Origin of the sequence: Telluria beijingensis, from assembly GCF_030770395.1 — a bacterium.
In the GTDB taxonomy this organism is placed as follows: domain Bacteria; phylum Pseudomonadota; class Gammaproteobacteria; order Burkholderiales; family Burkholderiaceae_D; genus Telluria; species Telluria beijingensis.
In genome coordinates, this window is sequence record NZ_CP132480.1 from 792,113 (window position 1) to 809,922 (window position 17,810).

At 67.6% G+C, this 17,810-nt stretch carries 14 protein-coding genes; 8 read left to right on the forward strand and 6 right to left on the reverse strand.

Annotation, left to right across the window (positions count from 1 at the left end):
- Positions 1 to 19 precede the first annotated feature (19 nt).
- From Q9246_RS03550 to paoC, 5 genes are all read left to right on the forward strand, one after another.
- Entirely contained in the window at positions 20 to 1,069 is a 1,050-nt protein-coding gene (locus tag Q9246_RS03550) for an NAD(P)-dependent alcohol dehydrogenase (RefSeq protein ID WP_306395501.1), read from the forward strand.
- Positions 1,070 to 1,118: 49 nt separating this feature from the next.
- A complete protein-coding gene (locus tag Q9246_RS03555) occupies positions 1,119 to 2,318 on the forward strand; it encodes an MFS transporter (RefSeq protein WP_306395502.1) in 1,200 nt (399 codons plus the stop codon).
- Positions 2,319 to 2,410: 92 nt separating this feature from the next.
- The gene (paoA, locus tag Q9246_RS03560) at positions 2,411 to 3,061 is read left to right on the forward strand and encodes an aldehyde dehydrogenase iron-sulfur subunit PaoA (RefSeq protein ID WP_306395503.1); all 651 of its coding nucleotides are present in this window, start codon (positions 2,411 to 2,413) and stop codon (positions 3,059 to 3,061) included.
- The gene (locus tag Q9246_RS03565) at positions 3,058 to 4,011 is read left to right on the forward strand and encodes an FAD binding domain-containing protein (protein WP_306395505.1); all 954 of its coding nucleotides are present in this window, start codon (positions 3,058 to 3,060) and stop codon (positions 4,009 to 4,011) included. The genes paoA and Q9246_RS03565 overlap by 4 nt, the downstream gene beginning before the upstream one ends.
- Before the next feature lie 17 nt (positions 4,012 to 4,028).
- Positions 4,029 to 6,227 (forward strand): aldehyde oxidoreductase molybdenum-binding subunit PaoC, encoded by a 2,199-nt coding sequence (gene paoC / locus Q9246_RS03570; RefSeq protein WP_306395506.1) that lies wholly within the window; start codon positions 4,029 to 4,031, stop codon positions 6,225 to 6,227.
- Between the two features lie 19 nt (positions 6,228 to 6,246).
- On the opposite strand, the gene Q9246_RS03575 is transcribed toward paoC, so the two are convergent.
- A complete protein-coding gene (locus Q9246_RS03575; RefSeq protein WP_306395507.1) occupies positions 6,247 to 7,140 on the reverse strand; it encodes a LysR family transcriptional regulator in 894 nt (297 codons plus the stop codon).
- A gap of 50 nt (positions 7,141 to 7,190) precedes the next feature.
- Complete coding sequence (locus Q9246_RS03580) at positions 7,191 to 7,490, reverse strand: hypothetical protein (protein ID WP_306395508.1); 300 nt, start codon at positions 7,488 to 7,490, stop codon at positions 7,191 to 7,193.
- A 146-nt stretch (positions 7,491 to 7,636) separates the two neighbouring features.
- Here Q9246_RS03580 and Q9246_RS03585 point away from each other — a divergent pair, with 146 nt between their 5' ends.
- Positions 7,637 to 8,137, forward strand: a complete 501-nt coding sequence (locus Q9246_RS03585) for a DUF6622 family protein (protein WP_306395510.1) — start codon at positions 7,637 to 7,639, stop codon at positions 8,135 to 8,137.
- On the opposite strand, the gene Q9246_RS03590 is transcribed toward Q9246_RS03585, so the two are convergent.
- The 3 genes from Q9246_RS03590 to Q9246_RS03600 all read right to left on the reverse strand — a co-directional run bounded on the left by Q9246_RS03590 (position 8,073) and on the right by Q9246_RS03600 (position 15,359).
- Positions 8,073 to 9,098: an RsiV family protein gene (locus tag Q9246_RS03590; RefSeq protein WP_306395512.1), complete on the reverse strand. Its 1,026-nt coding sequence runs from the start codon at positions 9,096 to 9,098 to the stop codon at positions 8,073 to 8,075. The two genes, Q9246_RS03585 and Q9246_RS03590, sit on opposite strands and share 65 nt — an antisense overlap.
- Position 9,099: 1 nt before the next feature.
- A complete protein-coding gene (locus Q9246_RS03595; protein WP_306395514.1) occupies positions 9,100 to 13,452 on the reverse strand; it encodes a translocation/assembly module TamB domain-containing protein in 4,353 nt (1,450 codons plus the stop codon).
- Between the two features lie 116 nt (positions 13,453 to 13,568).
- Positions 13,569 to 15,359: an autotransporter assembly complex protein TamA gene (locus Q9246_RS03600; protein WP_306395516.1), complete on the reverse strand. Its 1,791-nt coding sequence runs from the start codon at positions 15,357 to 15,359 to the stop codon at positions 13,569 to 13,571.
- A 231-nt stretch (positions 15,360 to 15,590) separates the two neighbouring features.
- On the opposite strand from Q9246_RS03600, the gene queC reads away from it, so the two are divergent.
- Positions 15,591 to 16,307 carry a 7-cyano-7-deazaguanine synthase QueC gene (gene queC / locus Q9246_RS03605; protein ID WP_306395517.1) on the forward strand — a complete coding sequence of 239 codons (717 nt, stop codon included), beginning with the start codon at positions 15,591 to 15,593 and terminating at the stop codon, positions 16,305 to 16,307.
- A gap of 55 nt (positions 16,308 to 16,362) precedes the next feature.
- Here queC and Q9246_RS03610 read toward each other — a convergent pair whose 3' ends face one another.
- Positions 16,363 to 16,734 (reverse strand): hypothetical protein, encoded by a 372-nt coding sequence (locus tag Q9246_RS03610; protein WP_306395518.1) that lies wholly within the window; start codon positions 16,732 to 16,734, stop codon positions 16,363 to 16,365.
- A gap of 564 nt (positions 16,735 to 17,298) precedes the next feature.
- On the opposite strand from Q9246_RS03610, the gene Q9246_RS03615 reads away from it, so the two are divergent.
- Positions 17,299 to 17,799, forward strand: a complete 501-nt coding sequence (locus Q9246_RS03615; RefSeq protein WP_306395519.1) for a hypothetical protein — start codon at positions 17,299 to 17,301, stop codon at positions 17,797 to 17,799.
- Positions 17,800 to 17,810: the final 11 nt, after the last annotated feature.

Genomic DNA, 17,810 nt, shown 5'->3' on the forward strand with positions numbered 1-17,810 from the left:
CCCTTTCGAAAGGAATAGCATGACAGTCAAGGCCTATGGCGCGCACGCCGCCGACAAACCCCTCGAATCGCTCGACATCGTCCGCCGCGATCCCGGCCCCCACGACGTCCGGATCGACATCGATTTCTGCGGCGTCTGCCACTCCGACCTGCACACGGTGCGCGCCGAATGGGCCGGCACCCTGTACCCCTGCGTCCCTGGCCATGAAATCGTCGGCCGGGTGTCGGCGGTCGGCGCCCACGTGAGCGGCCACAAGGTCGGCGACCTGGTCGGCGTCGGCTGCATGGTCGACAGCTGCAAGGCATGTCCGGATTGCGGCGAAGGCCTAGAGAACTATTGCGACAATATGGTCGGCACCTACAATGGCCCGACCGCTGACGCCCCCGGCCACACGCTGGGCGGCTACTCGCAGCAGATCGTGGTCAACGAGCGCTTCGTGCTGCGCGTCAGCCACCCGCAAGAACAACTGGCCGCCGTGGCGCCGCTGCTGTGCGCCGGCATCACCACCTGGTCGCCGCTGCGCCACTGGAATGCCGGTCCCGGCAAGCGCGTGGGCATCGTCGGCATCGGCGGCCTGGGCCACATGGGCATCAAGCTGGCCCATGCCATGGGCGCCCATGTGGTGGCGTTCACGACCTCGGAATCGAAGCGCCAGGACGCGCTGGCGCTGGGCGCCGACGACGTCGTGGTCTCGAGGGATCCCGATGCGATGGCGGCCCAGGCCCAAAGCCTCGACCTGATCATCAATACCGTCGCCGCGCCGCACGACCTGGACGCCTTCCTCACGCTGCTCAAGCGCGACGGCACCATGGTGCTGGTCGGCGCGCCCGAGTCGCCGCATCCGTCGCCGCAGGTGTTCAACCTGATCATGAAGCGGCGCGCGATCGCCGGCTCGATGATCGGCGGCATCCCGGAAACCCAGGAAATGCTCGACTTCTGCGCCGAGCACGGCATCGTGGCCGACATCGAGACGATCCGCGCCGCCGACATCAACGACGCCTACGAGCGCATGCTCAAGGGCGACGTCAAGTACCGCTTCGTGATCGACAACGCCACCCTGGCCGCCTGATTCCTGTCCCTCCGGCGGCCCTGGCGCCGCCGTCTTTCTTTACTAATCAATGAATCCAGCAATTTCCGCCGCTTGCGACAGCAAGCCGGCGCAGCCCGCGGCATGGGGCGCCGTGATGGCGATGTCGCTCGCCGCCTTCGCCCTGGTCGCCTCCGAATTCATGCCGGTCAGCCTGCTCACGCCGCTCGCCGCCGAGCTGCGCATCAGCGAAGGACAGGCCGGCCAGTCGATCGCGATCTCGGGCGCCTTCGCCCTGGTCACCAGCCTGCTGCTCGGCGCCGTCGTCGGCCGGCTCGACCGCAAGGTCTTGCTGCTTGGGCTGACCTTCCTGATGATCGTCTCCGGCACGGTGGCCGCGTTCGCACCAAACTACTTCCTGTTCATGGTCGGCCGCGCGCTGATCGGCGTCGCCATCGGCGGCTTCTGGTCGCTGTCGGCGGCCACCGTGATGCGCCTGGTGCCGGCGCGCGACGTACCGCGCGCGCTGGCCATCCTCAACGGCGGCAATGCGCTGGCGACCGTCATCGCGGCGCCCGCCGGCAGCTACCTCGGCGCGATCATCGGCTGGCGCGGCGCCTTCTTCTGCCTGGTGCCGGTGGCGGCAATCGCGCTCGCCTGGCTGATGTTCAGCCTTCCCGCACTGCGTGCCAGGGAGGGCGCGGCTTCCGGCGGCATCCTGCGCCTGCTCAAGCGGCCGGCGGTGGTCCTTGGCATGACGGCGGTCAGCCTGCTGTTCATGGGGCAGTTCGCGCTGTTTACTTACCTGCGCCCGTTCCTGGAAGGCGTCACCGGCGTCGATGCCACAACCCTGTCGCTGATGCTGCTGGTGCTGGGCGTGGCCGGCTTCGTCGGCACCACCCTGATCGGCGCCGTGCTCAAGGACCGCCTCTACCCGGTGCTGATCGCGATGCCGCTGGTGATGGCGGTGGTCGCCGTTACATTGGTGGTCTTCGGTCACTCGGCTGCCGCGGTCACGCTGCTGCTCGCAGTGTGGGGGCTGGTTGGCACGTCGGCGCCGGTCGGCTGGTGGACCTGGCTGGCCCAGACCCTGCCGCAGGACGCAGAAGCCGGCGGCGGGCTGATGGTGGCCGTGATCCAGCTCGCGATCATGCTGGGCGCGACCGTGGGCGGCCTGTTGTTCGACGCCAGCGGCTACCGCGCCACCTTCCAGCTCAGCGCCGGTCTGCTGGTCGCGGCCGCCGTGCTGGCACTGGTGGCAGGGCGTTCGGCCCGCCGCGCGGATTCATGAGCCAGGGACATAAGCCCATGCTGCGTCCTTCATGAATGCAGGCGAGGGCTTGCCGTACTATCAACCGTTTTTTTCAGAAGGAAGCAAGCCCCATGGATGACTCCACGAATATCAACCAGGCCCGGCGCGGTGTCCTGATCGGCGGCGCGCTCGGCGCAACCGCAGCGGCATTGCCGCTGGCCGGCGCCCAGGCGGCCGTGCAGGGCGCGCCGGCGCAGACGCCGGCGCCCGTGACCAGCAAGGTGACCTTGCGCGTGAATGGCCAGCTGCGCGAACTCGCACTCGACACCCGCACCACCCTGCTCGACGCGCTGCGCGAACACCTGCACCTGACCGGCACCAAGAAGGGTTGCGACCAGGGCCAGTGCGGCGCCTGTACGGTGCTGGTAGACGGCCGCCGCATCAATTCCTGCCTGTCGCTGGCGATCATGCACGACGGCGCCGAGATCACCACCATCGAAGGCATGGGTACGCCCGATAAACTGCATCCGATGCAGGCGGCGTTCGTGAAGCACGACGGCTATCAATGCGGCTACTGTACCCCGGGGCAGATCTGTTCGGCCGTGGCGGTGCTCGACGAGATCCGCCAGGGCATCCCGAGCCATGTGACCGGCGACCTCAATGTGAAACCGCTGCTGTCCGTCGACGAGATCCGCGAGCGCATGAGCGGCAATATCTGCCGCTGCGGCGCCTATTCGAACATCGTCGACGCGATCGCCGAGGTCGGAGGAGTCAAGGCATGAAGGCATTTACCTATCAAAAGGCCACCACCCCGGCCGAAGCGGCAGCCGCAGCAAGCAAGACCCCGAACGCGCGCTTCATCGCCGGTGGCACCAACCTGCTCGACCTGATGAAGCTCGAGATCGAGACCCCAAGCCACCTGATCGACGTCAACGGCCTGGCGCTCGACAGGATCGAAGCGACGCCGGAGGGCGGCCTGCGCATCGGCGCGCTGGTGCGCAATACCGACCTGGCGGCCGATGCGCGCGTGCGCAAGGATTACGCCGTGCTGTCGCGCGCGCTGCTGGCCGGCGCCTCGACCCAACTGCGCAACAAGGCGACTACCGCCGGCAACCTGCTGCAGCGCACCCGCTGCCCCTATTTCTACGACACCAATATGGCGTGCAACAAGCGCGCGCCCGGCAGCGGTTGCTCGGCCATCGGCGGCCATACGCGCGGCCACGCGATCGTCGGCGCCAGCGACGCCTGCATCGCGACCCATCCGAGCGATATGGCGGTAGCGATGCAGTTGCTCGACGCTGGCGTGGAGACCGTGCAGCCCGACGGCAGCACGCGCACGATCCCGATCGCGGACTTCTATCGCCTGCCGGGCGCCACGCCGCATATCGAGCACAGCTTGATGCCGGGTGAGCTGATCACGGCGGTGACCCTGCCGAAGCCGCTGGGCGGCAAGCACTACTACCGCAAGGTGCGCGACCGCGCCTCGTATGCGTTTGCCTTGATCTCGGTGGCCGCCGTGGTGCAGCCGGACGGCAGCGGCCGCGTGGCCGTGGGCGGCGTGGCGCACAAGCCGTGGCGCGTGCCGGCGGCCGAGAGCCAGATGCCGCGCGGCGGCAAGGCCACGACCGCCCAGCTGCTGGCCGGCGCCCGCACGACCGAGGAAAATGTGTTCAAGGTCTTGCTGGTCGAACGCACGCTCGATTCCATCCTGGCGCAAGCCCGTGCGCGCTGACAGAAAGGCTCGAAACCATGAAATTCACCAAACCCGAAACCACCAACCCGATCGACCAGATGAAGGTCGTCGGCAAGCCGCTCGACCGCGTCGACGGCCCGCTCAAGACCACCGGACTGGCGCCTTACGCTTATGAACAGCATGCCGCCGCGCCGAACGCCGCCTACGGCTATGTGATTGGCGCCGCCGTCGCCAAGGGCCGCATCGTGTCGATCGATACCGCAGCAGCACGCCGTGCGCCGGGCGTGCTCGCCGTCGTCACCCATGAAAACGCCGGCAAGCTGGGCAAAGGCAACTTCAATACCGCCCACCTGCTGGCCGGCCCCGAGGTGCAGCACTATCACCAAGCGGTCGGCGTGGTCGTGGCCGAGACCTTCGAGCAGGCGCGCGCGGCCGCGTCGCTGGTCAAGGTCGAGTATGCGAAAACCCACGGTGTCTACGACCTGGCAGCGGCCATGAATGCGGCGGTGACGCCCAAGACCGGCGACGCCGAATCGAAGGTCGGCGATTTCGACGGCGCCTTCGCCAGTGCGCCGGTCAAGCTGGACGCCACCTACACCACGCCCGACCAGTCGCACGCGATGATGGAACCGCATGCCTCGATCGCCTCCTGGGATGGCGACCGGGTCACCGTCTGGACCTCGAACCAGATGATCGACTGGGGCAAGCAAGACCTGGCCAAGACCCTTGGCATCGCGCCGAAGAATGTGCGCCTGGTCTCGCCGTATATCGGCGGCGGCTTCGGCGGCAAGCTGTTCCTGCGCGCCGAGGCGGTGCTGGCGGCGCTCGGGGCGCGCGCGGCGAAACGTCCGGTCAAGGTCGCGCTGCAGCGCGCGCTGATGATCAATAACACCACCCACCGGCCGGCCACGATCCAGCGCATCCGCATCGGCGCCACGCGTGAAGGCCGCATCAGTGCCATCGCCCACGAAAGCTGGTCGGGCGACCTGCCGGGCGGCGGTCCGGAGACTGCGGTCCAGCAGACCCGCCTGCTGTACGCCGGCGGCAACCGCCTGACGCGCCTGCAACTGGCGACGCTCGACCTGCCCGAGGGGAATGCGATGCGCGCGCCGGGCGAGGCGCCGGGCATGATGGCACTCGAGGTGGCGATGGACGAGATGGCCGAGAAGCTCAGGATGGACCCGGTCACCTTCCGCATCGTCAACGACACCACGGTCGACCCGGAAAAGGCGGGCCGCAAGTTCTCGCAGCGGCGCTACGTGCAGTGCCTGCGCCAGGGCGCCGAACGCTTCGGCTGGGACAAGAGGAATCCCAACCCGGGCCAGGTGCGCGACGGCCAGTGGCTGGTCGGCATGGGCGTGGCTTCGGCCTTCCGCAACAATATGAACATGAAGTCGGCCGCGCGCGTGCGCCTCGAGGCCGATGGCAAGGTGACGGTCGAAACCGACATGACCGATATCGGCACCGGCAGCTATACCATCATCGCCCAGACCGCGGCCGAGATGCTCGGCCTGGGCGTCGACCGCATCGATGTGCGCCTGGGCGACTCGGACTATCCGGTATCGGCCGGCTCGGGTGGCCAGTGGGGCGCCAACAGTTCCACCGCCGGCGTGTACGCGGCATGCGTCAAGCTGCGCGAGCAGATCGCGCAGAGGGCCGGGCTGGATGCGGCAAGCGCCGAATTCGTCGATGGCGCGGTGCGTGCCGGCGGCCGCTCGGTGCCGCTGCTTGAAGTGGCCAAGGGCGGCGCCATCGTGGCCGAAGACACGATGGAATACGGCGACCTGGAAAAGAAGGTCCAGCAATCGACCTTCGGCGCCCACTTCGTCGAAGTCGCGGTGGACGTCGCCACCGCCGAGGTGCGCATGCGGCGCATGCTGTCGGTGTGCGCGGCGGGCCGCATCCTGAACCCGAAGTCGGCGCGCAGCCAGGTGATCGGTGCGATGACGATGGGTGTCGGCGGGGCGCTGATGGAACATCTCGCGGTCGACAAGCGCCTGGGCTTCTTCGTCAACCACGACCTGGCCAGCTACGAGGTGCCGGTGCACGCCGACATCCCGCACCAGGACGTGATCTTCATCGACGAGAACGATCCGACCACCTCGCCGATGAAGGCCAAGGGCGTCGGAGAGCTGGGCCTGTGCGGCGTCGGCGCGGCGGTGGCGAATGCGATCTACAACGCCACCGGCGTGCGCATCCGCGATTATCCGGTCACGCTCGACAAGATGCTGGCGAAGATGCCGGCACTGGCGTAAACCGCGGCGCCATCCGCTGTCAGCCCTTGACGCGGATGGCGTCGATCACCAGCATCAGCGCGCGCGAGGAGTGGCGGCGGCTGGGGTAGAAGGCGTGCAGGGGTTCGAAGGGGACGCACCAGTCCTCCATCACGCTGGCCAGCCGTCCCTCCGCCACATGCGGGCCAACCATGCTCTCGGGCAGGAAGGCCAGGCCGACGCCGTGCAACGCGGCGTCGAGCATGTGGTAGACGTTGGTGAATACCGACTGGCCGCGCACGCGCGCTTCCAGTGCCTGGCCTTCGTGCGCCAGTTCCCACGCATACAGGCCGCCGCTGCTGGGCAGGCGCAGGGTGATGCAGTTGTGCTTCATGAGTTCCTGCAGCGATGTCGGCGCCGCATGCCTCGCGAAATAGGCGGGGGCGCCGACGATCCGCATCGGCACCTCGTCCGTCAGGCGCACGCCGATCATGTCCTTCTCCAGCTGGTCGCCATGGCGCACGCCTATGTCGTAGCGTTCGGCGGCGATGTCGATCAGGCGGTAGTCCGAGCTGATCTCGACGTGCAGGTCGGGATACAGCGGCAGCAGCGGTGCGATGCGCGGCCACAGCACGGTGTCGATCACGTGGTCGATCGCGGTGATGCGGATGGTGCCGGCCGGCTTGTCGCCCAGGTCGCTGACGGCCGTGATCTCGGCCTCGATTTCGTCCAGCCGCGGGCCCACGTTCTGCAGCAGGCGCTCGCCGGCCTCGGTCGGTGACACGCTGCGCGTGGTACGCGTCAGGAGGCGCACGCCCAGCCGCGCCTCCAGCGAACGCACGATGTGGCTGAGCGCCGACTGGGTCATGCCGAGTTTCGCCGCGGCGCGCGTGAAGCTGCGCTCGCGGGCGACGGCGAGGAAGACGAGGATATCGTTGATGTTGTCACGGGCCATTAATTGATGATACAGGAACATCAATCAGGCCGTGTATCGATGAAGAATTTTTATGGATGCGTACTTCTGAGCCAGTCGCGGCCCTTGGCATCGAGTGCGGCGTCGATGACGTCCTGCGGCAGGCTGTAGACCGTGGCCCAGGTGGCGCGGCCGTCGATATCGTTCGACGGGAAGCTGGTGGTCTCGATCGGCCAGTGGTATTTGCGCTTGAGCGCGCGCACGATGGCGGCCAGCGTCACGCGACCGCGCAGCGGTTCGGATCCGGCCTGGTCGGCGTTGGACAGCAGGACGGCGAGCACGGCCCCGCGCGCGGTGCGCGGGCCGGGGAAGATGGGTGTTTTGCGCGGCATGGACGGATTCTACCGGGCTACGTCGAATTTCGCGCCGCACACGCGCATTTCGCGCCGCCGGGATGACGCTTCGTCGGAGAGCCGCGCAAGCCAGGCGAGGGAACCACATACTGGCTGCACTACTAACCCCTTGCCGGAGCACTGACATGCCGATCCAGATCCTGAGCCACACGCCCCTTTACGTGTGGGCCATCCTTGCCTTCCTGGTCTGGCGCGGCGTCGTGGAAATGCGCGAGCGCGAGATCGCACTATCCCGGATGGCGGTGTTGCCGCTGGTGATGCTGGTGCTGTCGCTGCACGATATCGCGCTCAAGCTCGGCCTTGGCCCGGCCAGCCTGGGCGCCTGGTTCGCGGGCTGCCTGATCATGGTGGCGCCGGCCTGGAAACTGGGCAGCACCCGCATCGCCGCCGTCACGGCGCCCGGCCATGTACTGGTGCGCGGCAGCGTACTGCCCTTGCTCGTGATGATGGCAATTTTCGGGACCAAGTACGCGACCTCGGTCATGCTGGCGCTGCAGCCGGCCGCGGTGCAGCAGGTGAAGTTGGCAATCTGTGGACTTTATGGCGTGTTCAGCGGCTGGTTCATCGGCCGCCTGCTGCGCGTTGCGGTAGATTGCTCGCGCAGCTCCCCAGTTCGTCCCGCGTGAGGAAGACGCTGGGAATGCCCTGGGCGAAGCTGCCGACCTCATACGGATCCCAGTGGAATTCGATGCCGGCCGGGGTAGGGATGAACTTCGGTTCCTTGAACACGTCCAGCGCGCCTTGCTCGGCCCACGACAAGCCTTGCGCCCCAAGTTTGGCCACCAGGGCGGCGGAGACTTGCTGGCGGCACTCGGTGGACGGCGCGACGAAGGCAGTGAAGCGCGAGTGGATCGCCACGCCATCGTGCATGGCGTAGTGGCGCATCTCGGAGCGGTACTGGTGGTGGGCGGCGCCGTAGCTGTAGGTCCAGGCGCTGGCGTCGAGCGACAGCAGCTCGCTTGAACGCCAGCGCACGATAACCCTGTTGGTGCATTCGAGGTCGGCGTCGCAGCGTCCGGCCATGTCACGCACCCATGCGTCCAGTGCGGGGTCCCTGAACACCGGGAACAGGGCGGCAAATACGAAAGGCAGGTCCGAGCCTTCCGCCTGGGCTTCGGGCGAAGGGCGGGTGAGCGCCACGGCCCGGTAACGCACCAGGCGCTTGAGGGAGAATGGCGAGTTCTTGTCTCCTTCCGTCCAGCTGCCCTTGCCGCCACGCCCATCGGCATCGAGCACGATGGAGAGCCGCTGCGGCCCCTGCGCGCCGGAGTCGAGCAGCGGGGCCAGCTGCAGCGCGCCTGGCGCCGACTCCAGGGCGGCCAGCGTGCGCGCCTTGCCGGTGTAGTCGCGCAGGAACCAGACGCTGTTGGCCATGATCCTGGCGGCGTCGCCCGGCAGGCCGCCGGGCGCCGGGTAGGCCAGCGCGACCTGGAATGGCGTGCCGTCCGGCAGGCGGCCTTCGTACAGGCCGCCGGCATCCCATTCGACGCGTTCGGGCGCCTGCAGCAGGTCGCCGTGCTCCTGCGCCGCGGCCGCGCCGGCGGCCAGGGCCAGCAGGGCGACGACGAGGCAGGCGGCCGGCTTCATCCTAGTCGAAGGCCCAGGAATACAGCACGTCCAGCGCGCTATTGGTGCCGGTCTGGAACTGCAGCGCGATGCGCGGCGTGAGCTTGTAGCGCAGGCGCACCAGGCTCGAGGCGGTGCTGGTGCCCTGCTCGAAGCTCAGGTAGGCGCGCGACGAGATGCGCTTGCCGACCGTGACCACGGTGCTTTCCAGGCCCGACGAATCGCCGCCGTTATTGTTCTGCTTCAGGCCCAGGTCGTCGACGCCGAGTGAGTTGGCGAGCTTGGACTGGATGCCGCCGGTGCCGCCGGCGCCGCCCAGCAGGGCGCCCGCGGCCGCGGTCAGCACGCCTTTCTGGTCGCCGCTGGCGGTTTCCATGCTGTGGCCCAGCACCAGCCAGGACAGCTTGTCGCTGTCGGACACGTTCGGCGTCGACACCAGGCGCGCCGTCGGCGACTGCGCGGTGCCGCGCACCTGCACGCCGGCTTCGACATTGGTCTCGGACAGCTGCTCGCCCTCGGGGCGCTTGCGCACCGCCAGGATGTCGAGCGACGGGTTGTCGTAAGGGCCGCTGAAGGTCAGCGCCGCGCGCTCGATCGACAGGTTCTGGCCATAGGCGGCGTAGGTGCCGTTGATGGCGCGGATGGTGCCGTTGATACGCGGCTGGCCGGCGCCCGTCATGCGCACCCGGGCGCTGCCGACCAGGTAGGCGTCGATGCCCATGGCGCGGATGTGGAAGTCGTCGCCCATGTCGGCCGTGAGGTCGACCGTCAGAGGCACTTCCTTCTCCTTCGCTACCGGCGTCTTTTTCTCGGCGCCGCGGCCCAGCACGATCACGTCGTCCGAGATGGTCGGCCTGCCCTGTGGCGCGAATTCGATCAGCGCGCGGTCGGCGCTGAATTTTCCTTCCAGCGCGAAGCGGCTGGCGTCGCGTACCAGCGAGGCCTGGCCGCTCATGATCAGGGTGCGGTCCGGACGCGACAGCGCTTCGAGCTTCTGCATATTGAGGCGCAGGTCCATGGTCGGCGCGCCGTCGGCGAAGCGCACGAAGCCGCTGGCGGCGGCGCTGCCCTGGCGGCCCTGGAAGGTCAGGCGCTCGACCCGCAACTGGTCGCCGCCGAGCTGGGCACGCAATTCGCCGTTCTGCAGGCGCACGCCCTGTTCGGCCCAGCGCACCGCCAGCCTGTCGCCATCGAGGTTGCCGTTCAGGCTCGGCGTGCCGATGGTGCCGCTACCCGTCATGGCCAGGCGCAGCGCGCCGTCGAGTTCCAGTCCCGGCTGGCCGGCCAGCGAGGCCAGCCAGGCGATCGACGGGATATCGGCATTGGCCGTCATGCGCAGCGGGCTGTCGCGCTCCAGGCGGCCGTTCAGCATCTGGGCATTGGCCTCGACCTTGGCGACGCCGGTGCGGGCGCCGTCGAAATCGAGATTCACGCGCAGGCTGCTGCCGACCACTTCGGCCGACGCTTCCAGCTTGCGCAGGCCCAGCGGCACCGGGGTGTCGCCGCCGACGATGGCGTCGCCGGCTTCCCGGAACACGCGGACGTTGCCGGCCAGCGAAGGCGCGGCGCCGTTGGCGACCGGCGCGCGCATGTCGACCGACCAGGCGGCGCCCAAGGTCAAATCGCCGCGCGCATTGTCGGCCAGGGCCGGGGAGAACTGCGCCAGATAGGTGAGCGGCACCTTGTCGGCGTGGCCGCGGCTGCTCCAGCGCGGGCCGTCCTTGGTCAGCGTGTCGACCGTGATGCTGCCGTTTGGCAGGGCGATCACGGCGCCATTGAAGGCGATCTTTTCCGGGCTGGCCAGGCCACCCAGGCCGGAGCCCGGCGCGCCGGCGATCGTGACCGGCACCGGGCTTTGCAGCTGCATCGCGTAGCGGCCGCGGTTCTGCAGCGCGGCCAGGGTGCCGCTCCAGGTGTCGCGGTTGAAGCCGCCGCGAATTTCGGTATTGGCGTCAAAACTGTCGCCGAGCGCCGAGAGCTTGACGACATGCGCGCCGCGCGTGCCTTCGGTCTGCAGGCGCACCGAGGCCACGCGGGTCTCGCCGCTCACGTAGTCGAGCACCTCGACATTGCTGACCAATGGATCGGCCGCGCCACGGCCGGAGCCCAGGTTGGCGCTGGCGCGCAGCGAGCGCACATTGTGGGTGCCCAGCGCCTTGAGGTTCTGGCCCTCGATGTTGGCGGTCAAGGAAGGCGTGTCCATGGTGCCGGACAGCGCGCCCGAGCCGCGCAGCACGCCGCCGAATTCGGGGCCGAGCGCGGCCAGTTGCGGCGCGTCGATCTTCCAGTTCAAGGTGTCGCGCGCGAGGCCGAAGGCGCCCGTGGCGGCGATCACGTTCGGGCCGATGCGCAGGTCGACGTCGGCATTCGATACATGGCGGCGGTCGGCATTCAGGCGCGCGTGGCCGCGCAATGGCGAATTGGCCAGGGTCGAGTCGTCGCCCAGTTTCAGGTCCAGCGCGCCGCGCCAGTCGGCGCCCGCGCGGCCGCTGCCGCTGAAGGTCGAATTGATATTGCCGGCCAGGGGCGAACCGAAGGCGGCTGGATTGAAGCGCTGGGTGCCGCCACTGGCCTTGACCTCGACCGCGCGCGCGCCTTCGGGCCCGCCGAGCCAGGCCTCGCCGCTGGCGCGCAGCACGCCACTGCCGTTCTTGCGCTGGGCCGCGACCCAGCCCAGGTCTTGCGCATTGACGTCGAAGGTGGTGCGCGGCGCCTGCATGGTGCCGGTGACGACGCCGTTGGCGGTGACGGCGCCATACAGGTCGCTGCGCACCGCCGCCAGCTGGCGGCCATCCAGGCGCCAGGTGAGGCGGTCGCCGGCGCCGCCAAAGGCGCCTTTCAGGTCGACCTTGTTCTGGCCCAGCGCCAGGTTGGCGTCGATGCCGCTGATGCGTTTTGCATCGGCGCTCAGCTTGCCGCGGCCGGCGAGCGGCTGGTTCATCAGGCGGCTCTGGCGCACGGCGAAGTCGGCGTCGACCTTCCACTCGGGCGCCAGCGCACCGGCGGCATTGACGGTGGCGTTGATATCGGCCACCGGCAGGTCGCCGAAGTCTGCCGGGTTGAACCGGCTTGCATTGGCCGTGGCCTTGAACGCCTTGTCGCCCTCGAGATTCATGCTGCCGCTGGCGGTGACGCTGCCGCGGCCTGCGTTCAGGCGCGCCTCGTTCAGCGTGGCGACGTTGTTCTCCAGGGTCGCCAGGGCCGTCAGGCGCAGGCCGGCGTCCGCCAGGTTCGCCTCCAGGGTCTGGCGCGTGGCTTCGTTGGTGACTGCGATGCTGCCCTTGATGGCAGTCGGCTTCATGGCCGAGTGGACTTCGCGCAGGTTGAAGCGCTCGGTCTGCAGCGCGAAGCGCGCGGTGCCGATGCCTTCTTCGTCCTGTTCGCGTCTGACGCCCCCGGTGCCGGTGAACTTGCCGGCGGCGCCGAAATCGAGCAGCACGTCCGACACCTGCAGCGCATTGAGGTTGCCGCCCAGCTGGCCGCGCGCGGAACGCAGCGGCAGGCGCTGCTGGTCGATCGTGCCTTCCGGGCCGGTGTTGGTGATGTCGACGCTGCCGCTGATATTGCGGTTGGCGTCGAGCTTGCCGGCCACGGCGAAGGTCAGGTCGGCGGTTGGCAGGGCCGGGTTGAAGAAGCCGGGGTCGAAGTTGCGGCCATTGATGCGCAGCGCGCGCAGCGGAATTTCGGCATACGGCGAGATCGTGAAGTGGGCGTCGCCGATGGCGCGCCCGGCCTGGCCGGTGGCGTCGATCTGGGTCGCGTTCTCGATGTCGCCGCTCACCTTCAATTGCAGCTGGGCGGCGCGCGCGCCTGCGCTGGCCTGCGACTGCGTGAGGCTGCCCGAGGCGTCGATCTTGAACGGGCGCTGCGAGCCGACCGTGGCATTGGCCGCCACCTGGCCCCACGGCGTGCTGGCCGCGGCATCCTGCACCACCCAGCTGCGCTTGTCGCCCTTGGCGCGCACGCGGATATTGTCGATCGCCGTTTCGGCGCCGCCGATGTTCACCATCGTCATTTTCGCCAGGCGGGCGTCGTCGACCTCGACCCGGAACGGCGGCGCCAGGCTTGCCGGCAGCACCGAGGGTTCGTCGGTTTCCTTCAGCGTCTGCATGCGCACGCTGGCGGCCCACAGCTTGTCGACCAGGATGCCGCCCGACAGGACCTGCGACGGCGACCAGTCGACGTCGATCTTGACCGCCGTGATGATCTGTTCGTCGGTGCGCCACACCAGGCGCTCGATGTGCATGGCGCCGTAGATCGAGCCGGTGACGCCGGTGACGGTCAGCTTGCCGCCGGTGGCGTTGGCGACGCGCTGGACGATCATTTGCAGGGTGGTCTCGCGGCCCAGGTACCACAGGGTACCGCCGACGAGCACGCCGGTAACTACTACACCGATTGCGACGCGGCGCGGCCAGCGGCGGGGTTTCACAGCCTGAGGCTGGTCAGGCGTCGGTGCCTGCGGGGGCACAGGCTTATCTTCAGGTGTATCCATCAGAACGTGAATCCGAGTGAGAAGTGCAGGCGCGCCTTGCGCACCGCATGGCCATAGGCCAGGTCGACATTGATCGGGCCGACCGGGCTGCGCCAGCGCGCGCCGACGCCGTAGCCCGACTTGGAATTGAGGTCGCCGAACTTGTCGGCCGCATTGCCGACGTCGTAGAACACGGCCACGCCCCAGGGCGGCTTGAACCAGTACTGGTATTCGGCGCTGGCGGTGGCCAGGTAGCGGCCGCCGACGGTGGCGCCATTCTCCTGCACCCCCAGCTCTTGATACCCGTAGCCGCGCACCGACTGGTCGCCGCCGGCGCGGAACAGGAAGGTGCTCGGCACGCCCAGCTTTTCCTTCGAGGCCACGGCGCCGGTCTCGGCGCGCAGGATCAGGCTGCCGGCTGTGCCGACCGGCTTGTAGTACAGGCCGCGCAGGTACAGGCGCAGGAATTTTTCGTCGGTCATGATCGGCAGCACGGCGCCGCCGAACTGGGCGTTCCACACATAGCCGTTGGTCGGCTGGATGAGGCTATCCAGCTTGCGCCGGGTGATGCTGTAGGTGAGCGGCAGGCTCTTGGTGCGGGTGGGCTCGAGGCCCTCGACTTCGCGTTTCTCGGTCAGCACCTCGACGGTCAGGCTGCGTTCGAGCAGCGGCGAGCCCCAGCTGCGGCGCGCGGCCACGCTGGCCAGGGTGGTGATCTCGCCGCGCAGGTCTTCGCGCTCCACGCCGGCGCTGATGCTGTCGTTATACCCCTTGGCCGTGGTCGGCCAGAAGAATTCGCCCTTCGCGGTCTGGCGCTTCTGTTCGTAGATCAGGTCGCTCTTGAAGCGCTTGCCGAACACGTTCAGGTCGTCGTAGCCCAGCTGGGCGCGGGCGCCGGTATCGGTCGAGAAGCCGACGCCGGCCTCGACGTTTTTCTGTTTGTTTTCCGTCACGCGCACCACCACCGGCAGGGTCGTGGGGCCGGTCGGCGGCTCGGGCGTGGCCGGGTTGGCGTCCGGGTCGTCGGCATCGTCCTTGATGTCGGCGATCTCGGCATTGAGCACGGCGCGCATGTCGGTGCTGACTTCGACGCTGCTGAAGTAGCCGGTATCCTGCACCCGCGATTGCAGGGCCTGCAGCGCGGCTTCGCTGTATTCGTCGCCCGGGTTGATCTTGTTGAGATTGGTGATGACTTCGCGCGGATAGCGTTTCAGGCCGCGGATGCGCAGCTCACCGAAGCGCATCTCGGGGCCGGAATCGATCACCACGCGCAGCAGGGCGCGGCGCGAATCCGGGTCGACCGTGGCGCTGGTCTCGACCAGGCGCGCGCGCGGAAAGCGCGTCTGGGCGATATCGCGCAGCAGGCCGCGCTTGGCGCCTTCCCAGTCGCCCTGCCTGAACTGGCTGCCGACCGGCAGGGTCCAGCGGTTGCGCAGGGCGGCGGCGTCGAATGGCGCGCCGCCTTCCTCGAACGGGGCGAAGCCCTGCAGCACCAGGTCGACGTCGCCGACCAGCACCGGCTGGCCGGGATCGACGATCACGCGCGCCACCGGACGTTCGCCGCTGGTGTCCAGGCCGGCCGAGACCTTGGGCGAATAATAGCCCTCGGTGGCGATCAGGGTGCGCGCCTGCTCCGGCGCTTCTTTCACAAGACGCTGCAACTGTTCGATGTCGACGCGCGCATTGCCGCGCCAGCGCATCAGGTCGAGGTTATCCTCAAGCAGTTCTTCGAGCGCGCGCGGGGCATCGATGCGCACCGTGTAGTCGACTCCCTGCGGACTCTGTGCATACACGGCGCTGGCAAATAACAAGGCTCCCAGTCCCAACAGCGCATGACGCGACAGCCGGGGCAGGGAATGCTGGCGGGAAATCGATCGAAGTAACAATATGGCGCTCCAGTGCAAATACTCGTTCGCATCTTAACTGATTGGCAAAGTCGATGTCGTCACGAAACGTTGTACGTGCGCCTCGGCGCCCGCGCACACGGTCGCGGCGATTTGTGACAGAATGCCCCGCTTATCGCAGCTCTTTCCCTTCAAATCATGACCATTCCATCTTCCGATACCGCGCTCGTGCTGTTCAGCGGCGGCCAAGACTCCACCACCTGCCTCGCCTGGGCGCTGCAGCGCTATGCGCGGGTCGAGACGATCGGTTTCGATTATGGCCAGCGCCACGCGATCGAACTGGAGGTACGACCAAGCCTGCTGTCGAAACTGCGCGCGCTCAATCCGGACTGGGATACGCGCCTGGGGGAGGATCACATGATCGACCTGTCATTGATTTCCAAAATCTCTGACACGGCATTGACCAGCAATGTTGCGATCGCCATGCAGGAAAATGGTTTGCCGAACACGTTCGTTCCAGGGCGCAACCTGATGTTCATGACGGTGGCGGCCACGGTGGCTTATCGGCGCGGCCTGAACGTGCTGGTGGGCGGCATGTGCGAGACCGATTTTTCGGGTTATCCGGATTGCCGCGACGACACCATGAAGGCGCTGCAGGTGGCATTGAACCTGGGCATGGCAACGCGCCTGAAGCTCGAGACCCCGCTGATGTGGATCGACAAGGCGCAGACCTGGGAACTGGCGCAGCAGGAGGGTGGCGATGCGCTGGTCGACCTGATCCGCTTCGATACCCACACTTGCTATCTGGGCGAGCGGGGCGATGCGCATCCCTGGGGACATGGCTGCGGCACCTGCCCGGCTTGTGCGCTGCGCGCGCGCGGGTATGAACAGTATGTGGCGCGCAAAAGCGCATGAAGTAAACAAGAAACGGCCGGGGGAAACCCGGCCGAATGCGCTATCCGCGTGACCCTCAGACAGTCGCGGTCTTCTCGAGATTGACCTTGCGCGAACGGCTCATGAAGTACCACACCAGGGCCACCGGGATCACCAGCGGCAGCAGCAGCGGCGAGATGGCCAGGGCCAGGACCACGGCGCCGATCGCCAGCGAGCCCAGCAGCATCACGCCGACCCCGGCGAACACCACCGCCAGCAGCACGCCCACCATGACGGTGATGAAGGCCGCCAGTAGCGTCCCGCCACCGGCGAACAGGATGGCCAGCATCCAGCCCAGCGGGCCGTCGACTTCGTCGCCGTCGAAGTGGACCGTCATGTCGTTGCCCCAGCTATTGAACATCAGGGCAGCGAACAGGAACAGGATGAGGTAGGGGGCGTATTTTTTCATGGCGATCCTCGCGGTGTGGGTGAAGTGTCGGTTGAGCGTTTTGCTCTTGCATGATCGAACTGTATGCCTGCGCGCGCCGCACGGCCAGCGGCGTGCGACAGGCCGCAATTTTCGCGGGACGAAACGTGCACAGGCAGGACCGGGCAGGATTGTCGGCAATTTTTTGCTTGTAAAGCCTGCCGGGTTTCCTATACTGGTTTTCTCTGTCACAGGGGGATCCTATGCAAGCCGTTTTTCATGGAATCCGGGACCGCCTGGCCGTGGTTGCCACCAGTCCCAAAGATCCGCCATCGGCGCCGCCCGCCATACCGCCGATCATCATCAATCCGTTCAACCGGCACACGCCGGCGCCGAACGGCGACCCGCGGCCGATTCCCGTCGGCCCGCCGGTCATGCCTCCGCCAGGCCCCGACTGGCGTTGCCCGCGCATCGTGGACGACTGTCCCGCCTGATATTGTCGAGTCACCGCGAAAAAGGCCCGCACTGCTTGCGCATGCGGGCTTTTTCATGGGTCCGGTTTCCTCTATGATCGTGGTTTTGGGCGCGAGCCCGCCGAGGAAGCAGATGAACGAGCACAACGACGATCACGACGACGAACACGACACCGGCCCGGTGCAGGAGCCACGCCTGTGGCAGGGCAATGGCTGGACCGCGCGCGTGATCAAGAACGACGACGACGAAGGCTGGGCGGTGGCCATGTACAAGGACGGCGAGCCTGAACCGGCGCTGGTCGGCCCGTGGACCATGGGTCGCGACAAGAAGAATCCCAAGCCGCTCGACGTCAATGCCTTCAATACGCTGATCAAGACCGCGTCCGAGGTGATCCGCCGCCACGAGCAGCACCTGCACGCGATCCTGCACAAGAACCTGTTCGTGTCGACCGGCGAGGGCGAACTGAAAGTGACCCTCGATATCGTGCCGGACGACGACGATCCCTACGCCCTGCTGGCCGCAACGGACGAGATGGGCGAGCAGGTGGCGAAGGTGCGCGTGGCCCCTACCTTCAAGCTGACCCAGGCCTCGGCCCTGGCCTGGATCGAGAACGATTTCCGCGCGCCGCGCTGAAAAACCACATT

Excerpts from the sequence above, each read along its gene's own strand:
- Q9246_RS03550 (WP_306395501.1), top strand. The coding sequence starts at position 20 with ATGACAGTCAAGGCCTATGGCGCGCACGCCGCCGACAAACCCCTCGAA.
- Q9246_RS03555 (WP_306395502.1), top strand. The coding sequence starts at position 1,119 with ATGAATCCAGCAATTTCCGCCGCTTGCGACAGCAAGCCGGCGCAGCCC.
- paoA (WP_306395503.1), top strand. The coding sequence starts at position 2,411 with ATGGATGACTCCACGAATATCAACCAGGCCCGGCGCGGTGTCCTGATC.
- Q9246_RS03565 (WP_306395505.1), top strand. The coding sequence starts at position 3,058 with ATGAAGGCATTTACCTATCAAAAGGCCACCACCCCGGCCGAAGCGGCA.
- paoC (WP_306395506.1), top strand. The coding sequence starts at position 4,029 with ATGAAATTCACCAAACCCGAAACCACCAACCCGATCGACCAGATGAAG.
- Q9246_RS03575 (WP_306395507.1), bottom strand. The coding sequence starts at position 7,140 with ATGGCCCGTGACAACATCAACGATATCCTCGTCTTCCTCGCCGTCGCC.
- Q9246_RS03580 (WP_306395508.1), bottom strand. The coding sequence starts at position 7,490 with ATGCCGCGCAAAACACCCATCTTCCCCGGCCCGCGCACCGCGCGCGGG.
- Q9246_RS03585 (WP_306395510.1), top strand. The coding sequence starts at position 7,637 with ATGCCGATCCAGATCCTGAGCCACACGCCCCTTTACGTGTGGGCCATC.
- Q9246_RS03590 (WP_306395512.1), bottom strand. The coding sequence starts at position 9,098 with ATGAAGCCGGCCGCCTGCCTCGTCGTCGCCCTGCTGGCCCTGGCCGCC.
- queC (WP_306395517.1), top strand. The coding sequence starts at position 15,591 with ATGACCATTCCATCTTCCGATACCGCGCTCGTGCTGTTCAGCGGCGGC.
- Q9246_RS03610 (WP_306395518.1), bottom strand. The coding sequence starts at position 16,734 with ATGAAAAAATACGCCCCCTACCTCATCCTGTTCCTGTTCGCTGCCCTG.
- Q9246_RS03615 (WP_306395519.1), top strand. The coding sequence starts at position 17,299 with ATGAACGAGCACAACGACGATCACGACGACGAACACGACACCGGCCCG.